This window comes from Thermogutta sp., assembly GCF_014359955.1.
Lineage (GTDB): Bacteria > Planctomycetota > Planctomycetia > Pirellulales > Thermoguttaceae > Thermogutta.
This window is the reverse complement of record NZ_JACIYL010000220.1, coordinates 1-5,869: the sequence shown is the minus strand read 5'-3', so window position 1 is coordinate 5,869 and position 5,869 is coordinate 1. Positions and strand designations below refer to the sequence as shown.

Below are 5,869 nucleotides of genomic sequence, written 5' to 3'. Positions count from 1 at the left end.
GACACAGCGGCTGTTGGGGCCAATGTCTTGGTGGCTGACTTCAACGCCGGGTTGTTCAGCCTCAAACGGATGATCCGCCAGTTTGTGGCATCGTCGCATATTTGCCCGGAGGTTTTCCGCGAAAAATTGGAACTCCAATGAGGTGAGTTTTTCAGTCGGTAGGACAACCACCGACCCGGTCAGAAAGGATACACGTTGTGAGAGTCGGAAAAGTGATCGGCACGGTCACTCTCAATCGCGCGCACCCGACCATGATCGGGGCGAGGTTCAAGGTAGTGGTGCCGCTGTCCCTGGAAATGCTGCTGGGTGAACGGCCGGCCGACGCGGAAGAGTTGGTTGTGTACGACGAACTCGGTGCCCACGACGGATGTCTGGTGGCCTTCAGCGAGGGGCGCGAAGCGGCACAACCATTCCCGGAACCGAAACCGGTGGACGCCTATCTGGCGGCGATCCTGGATCGGGTGGAGGTGTGTCCGCTCCGGGAGGTGCTGCCAGTGTCGGCGGGTGAGTGAAATCAGTTGGGTGAAAGGACGACCCAAAGAAATGTGTGGCACCCGACAGGGGAAGCCCGAAAATAAATTCGGCAGGTTGGAGGATTGGAACAATGGCATCGCAAATGGATTCTCAACAGAAGCCGAAAACAACCTTACGAGGTGGCGGAACCCCGCTGAACATTCAGCGACTGAAACAGGAAATATGCGAAATCGGCGACCGGCTGTACAAGCGTGGTTTTGCAGCGGCCAATGACGGGAATATCTCCTACCGGATCAGCGAAAATCAGGTCCTGTGCACGCCCACGATGATTTGCAAGGGCTTCATGAAGCCCGAGGATCTGTGCATCGTGGACATGGAAGGACGCCAGATTGCAGGAGTTCGCAAGGCCACGAGCGAAATCAAGCTCCATCTGGCAATCATGAAAGCCAGGCCGGACATTCGGGCGGTGGTTCACTGCCATCCGCCTCACGCCACGGCCTTTGGCATCGCTCGGGAAGCCGTTCCCCTGTGTGTGCTGCCGGAAGTGGAAATCTTTCTGGGCGAGGTACCGATTGCCAAGTACGAGACGCCCGGCACCCAGGAATTTGCCAATACGATCCTGCCTTTCGTGGAAAAGTGCAACGTGATCATTCTGGCCAACCACGGCACTGTGAGTTTCGGTGACACGGTGGAAAAGGCCTACTGGTACACGGAGATTCTCGACGCGTACTGCCGCATGCTGATGCTGGCAAAAAGCCTGGGGCGAATCAACTATTTCACAGAGCCCGAGGTCAAGGCCCTTCTCGATCTGAAACAGCGGTTGGGCTACAAAGATCCGCGGCTGGAACTCGAGAACTGCGAACTCTGCGCCAACGATGTTTTTCGTGAAAGCTGGCGGGAAAGCGGTGTCCGCCAGGAAGTCTTCCAGCCACCTCGATTCCGCTCCGGCCAGAATCCCAGTTGCGGTGTCAACCCTCAGTTGAGCGAGCAGGAACGCGAGCAGCTCGTCCAGCTCATCACCGATCGGGTGATGGAAATCCTCAAGTCGCAATCCTAGGCTCAGCGGCAACCCGGGCTTGCTGCTGGGACCGGTTCTTCCCTTTGGCAGGGGATTCTCCGGAAGTTGGGCCCTTGCAGCGTGGCCCTTTTTTCTTCGCTACCGGCGAGCATTGCGCCGCCCGATGTTGATTGGTTTGATCGTTTCCCGTTCTACCGGCGGACCTGATTGGGCGAAGTCACACGAACCGGCAGACATGATAGCCTCCGCGCGAGTGCACCGAGAAGTCGGGTTTCGGATCATAACAGATGAGTGACGGTTCTCGGGTGTGTCTATTATGAAATCTGAAGCTATAAAGAGAGAATTCGCGAACAGACGGCGACATTCTTGACTGGCAGGGCGGGACATGTATGCTAAGGGCACAGTGATCGTTCCCTTGGAAGTGGAGAGGCACGATGACCCGCCCTACGAGTGTCGGCAGGTGTGTTGTCCGGTGCAATTTACGAAACGGGTTTGCGGGAAAATATGTGCCGGGACACTGGGAAACGCGGTGCATCGTTCTTGCTCTGCTCATCGGGATGACGATATTCTTGCCGGCGTTTATTCCGTCCCAGACCAGTGCGGCCGAAACGGGTCATCCTCCAGGTGAAGATTCGCCGCCTGTTCGCTGTCTGATCGTGACGGGTGAAGATTATCCGGGGCACAAGTGGCGCGAGACGACGCCTGTTCTGAAAAAGCTTCTGGAGGCACGCGGCGATATTGCCGTGGATGTGGCGGAGAATCTGACGGTTCTGCGCACCGAGAAACCTTTTCAATATCAGGTGCTCGTTCTCCACTTCAAAAACTATGATCCCAACGTTCCGGGTCGGGAGGGGTTGAAAACCCTGGAGCGCTTTGTGCGAGAGGGTGGGGGATTGGTGCTCGTCCACTTTGCCTGCGGGGCGTTTCAGGAATTCAAAGAAGATTTCGTCAAACTTGTCGGACGGGTTTGGGATCCCCGGCTTCGTGGACACGATCCCTACGGCACTTTCCGGGTGCGCATTGTGGATTCAGAACATCCCATCACTCGCGGACTTCATGATTTCGATACCGTTGATGAGCTCTACACCTGTTTGACAGGAGACGTCCCGATTCACGTTCTGGCCGTTGCCCGGTCCAAGGTGGATGGGAAAGATTACCCCATGGCTTTTGTACTCCAGGTTGGTAGAGGGCGGGTTTTTCACTGTGTGCTGGGGCACGACGTGAAAGCCTTCCAGAGTGAGGGTGTGCAAACGCTGTATCGCCAGGCCTGCCTGTGGTGTGCGCGACGGCTTGGTGAGTCTCCAGAGGCTGTTCCGTCTGCACACGAGTGACAGGGCAGGGGCGAATTGGCGTTTTTGGCCTGCGGGCCCCGGGTCAACTTTTGATGGGCGAGGTGGTGTATGCAGATCAGCTTTCATACCGATGCGTTCAATTCGGCCTACTGGGATTTTGAGAAGTGTCTGGCCTGGGCGGAGGCCCATGATGTCCATTACATCGAATGTGGCGTGATAGATGGTGCCAGTTGGATTCACGGATTAGGGTATCAACCCCATGTGGCCCTGTACCAGGATCCGCTGCTTTTGCGGCGAAAAATGGAAAACTACGGAGTTCGTTTTTCCCAGATTGACGCTGCCTTCCCGCTTTCTGGCCGGGAGGGGTTGTTCTATGGTGTGGCCTACGTGCTGAAAAGCATCCCCTGGGCCAAGCATGCCGGGTGTCCGCGAATTGCCACGACCGATGGTCTCCACCGACCCCCGGATATGTCCGACGAGGAGGCCATGACGCTCATGAAGCGTTGTTACGAACAAATCGTCGAGGTCGCCGAAGCCTACGAAATCACCGTGAATATTGAAGTGCATGGTTATTTCACGACCAATCCTGATCGCCTGGCAGAAATGCTTGCCTTCTGTGACAGCCCGTTTTTGCGCCTCAATCTGGACACGGGGAACTCGTTCATTGCGGGACAGGATCCCGTGGATTTCTGTCGTCGTTTCGTTGACAGGATCAATCACGTTCATGTCAAGGACGTTAGTCCGTCGTTGGCGGCGGCCGTGCGGGGACAGGAAACGGGAATCGCCGTGAGCCACTGCGCGATTGGGGACGGTGTCAACGCGGACAACATTCGTCAGGTACTCACAATTCTGCGTGACAACGGTTACAATGGCCCCCTGAGCATGGAGTGCGAAGGACAGGGAGGGCCCATGATCGAACGATCGCTCCAGTGGTTGCGGAGGACACTTCAGCAGCTTGGGATTCCCGAGGAAAAATAGCGGGCGGGACGGTCTCTGTATCCCACCGGATGTTTTTGTAGAGGGTCATGGCGGCCTGACGTAGAGAGCAGAATCCACGACATGGGATGAGCCGATAAAGCCCAGCCCGCGGTAATCATTTCGAAAGGCCAACGGGAGTCGTGTCTTCGAGTATTGCCCCCGACGCAGCATGAACAAAGTTGCGGTCAGTCCGCACAGGTGGTTCAACAAGGGAGGATCTCCATCATGAGACGCAATTCTGGTAGCGGGAATTCGGGATGGTCACGTCGCGAGTTTCTGGCCCGAACGGGTGCGACAACAGCAGCAGTTCTGGCTGGCCTAGAGTTGAGTCGCGCTGCCCACGCCGCGGGAAGCGATGTGATCAAAGTGGGGATGATCGGCTGTGGCGGCCGATGTTCCGGGGCGGCGGCTCAGGCACTCAATACCGGGCCGGACGTGCGACTCGTGGCCATGTGTGACATCTTCGAAAGCAAAGTGAAAGCGGCCCGGGAAAATCTCAAGAAAATCCATCCCGATAAAGTGCTCGTGGATGACGACCACTGCTTCGTGGGACTGGACGGTTACAAAAAGGTCATCGAGGCATCTGACGTGGTTCTCATCGCGTGTGCCTCCAAGTTTCATCCCATGTATGCGGAGGAGGCCATCAAGGCGGGAAAACATGTCTTCGTGGAAAAACCCCATGGTATCGATCCCGTCGGTGTCCGTCGGATGCAGGCGGCCTGCGATCTGGCCAAAGAGAAGGGGCTGAGCATCGTCTCCGGATTGCAGAGCCGATTCGATTTCGGCTGGCAGGAGTGCATGAAGCGGATCCACGATGGCATCATCGGCGACATCGTTGCTGTTCAAGCCATGTTCCTGCGTGGTCCTTACAACGTGATGAGCCGGAAGCCCGAACATACGGAGTTACAATTCCAGTTCTGGAACTGGTATCACTTCTGCTGGCTCTCCGGAGACGACGTGCCGCAATCACTGGTGCACAACATGGATCGGGTGACCTGGGCACTCAAGGAAGAGATGCCTGAGTGGTGCTTCGGTCTCGGCGGCCGATCCGCGTCCTTCGGGGAAGGCCTGGGTGACATGTACGACCATGCTACGGTCGTGTACGAATACAAAAGCGGGGCCCGCGTTTACGCCATGTGCCGCACGCAGAATGGCTGTTACGGCAACAGCAGCGATATCATCATGGGCACCAAGGGCACATGCTATTTGGGCCAGAAGCGCATTGTTGGGGAGACAAACTGGCGATACGAAGGTCCCCCCAACGACCCCTATCAGACCGAGCAACAGGCGCTTTTCGATTCCATCCGCAAAGGCCAGCCGATCAACAGCGGCTACCATATGGCCCACAGCACAATGGTCACTGTGCTGGGCCAGTTAGCCGTGTACACAGGGCAGGCCATGCGGTTTGACGAAGTGGCCAAGATGGACTTCCAGTATCGGCCGGCTCCTGAAGACACGCGAATGGATATGGAGCCTCCCACCCTGCCGGACAGCACAGGAAACTACCCGTTGCCCAAGCCGGGCATCAGCAGTTTGGAGTGGATCGCCGGGCCCCGCCGTCCGTGAAAACCGGACTGTGATCCTGTGGAAGTCACCCACCATTTCCCACGATGGGGAAAGCGGCGGATTTTGTTTGCTGTCCGTCGATCAAAAAAGCACAAAAGAGGGTGCCGCACGGGCAAAGCCGGACGATAGAAACCCCGGAAGGGTGAGCGGTTGGCGGTCCCCTGTGTACTTCGATCGGGTCCCCCCTCGTAAATCGGTGCGCGCGGCCATTTCATTTCCTTAGACAGACAACGGCTCCGCCGGACCTTGCAATACCGGCCGGCCGCCGATCGAGGCCATTTGCAGTCCCACTCTTCTGGCGACTGAGCATTGGGAGGGACCTGCTTGTCAAGTCCGTTTTTTCCGCAAGCACCCGCTTGTCGCGTCCAATGAACAGCGATTGCTGATCCATCCCTCGTCATCGGGCACGACAAGCGTGCCCCTCCATCCCGGAGGGATCTCTTGCGCCGAAGGTCTTGTTTTTGTGCCCTCAAAACGGCAGAATAGGACCACGTGATTGATCGAAAGTTCAGGGGGCGGTGTTCATATGCTCGCAAAGTTG

General features: G+C 57.0%; 5 protein-coding genes. All 5 read left to right on the top strand.

What is annotated here, in order from left to right:
• The first annotated feature begins 197 nt into the window (after window positions 1–197).
• The 5 genes from H5U08_RS08600 to H5U08_RS08580 all read left to right on the top strand — a co-directional run bounded on the left by H5U08_RS08600 (window position 198) and on the right by H5U08_RS08580 (window position 5,328).
• Entirely contained in the window at window positions 198–512 is a 315-nt protein-coding gene (locus tag H5U08_RS08600; protein WP_297032184.1) for a EutN/CcmL family microcompartment protein, read from the top strand.
• A gap of 104 nt (window positions 513–616) precedes the next feature.
• Window positions 617–1,531 (top strand): class II aldolase/adducin family protein, encoded by a 915-nt coding sequence (locus tag H5U08_RS08595; RefSeq protein ID WP_297032186.1) that lies wholly within the window; start codon window positions 617–619, stop codon window positions 1,529–1,531.
• A gap of 395 nt (window positions 1,532–1,926) precedes the next feature.
• A complete protein-coding gene (locus H5U08_RS08590) occupies window positions 1,927–2,823 on the top strand; it encodes a ThuA domain-containing protein (RefSeq protein ID WP_297032181.1) in 897 nt (298 codons plus the stop codon).
• 69 nt (window positions 2,824–2,892) lie between these two features.
• On the top strand, window positions 2,893–3,762 hold the full coding sequence (locus H5U08_RS08585; RefSeq protein ID WP_297032178.1) for a sugar phosphate isomerase/epimerase: 870 nt from the start codon (window positions 2,893–2,895) through the stop codon (window positions 3,760–3,762).
• Window positions 3,763–3,987: 225 nt separating this feature from the next.
• Window positions 3,988–5,328 carry a Gfo/Idh/MocA family oxidoreductase gene (locus H5U08_RS08580; RefSeq protein ID WP_297032176.1) on the top strand — a complete coding sequence of 447 codons (1,341 nt, stop codon included), beginning with the start codon at window positions 3,988–3,990 and terminating at the stop codon, window positions 5,326–5,328.
• Window positions 5,329–5,869 lie beyond the last annotated feature (541 nt).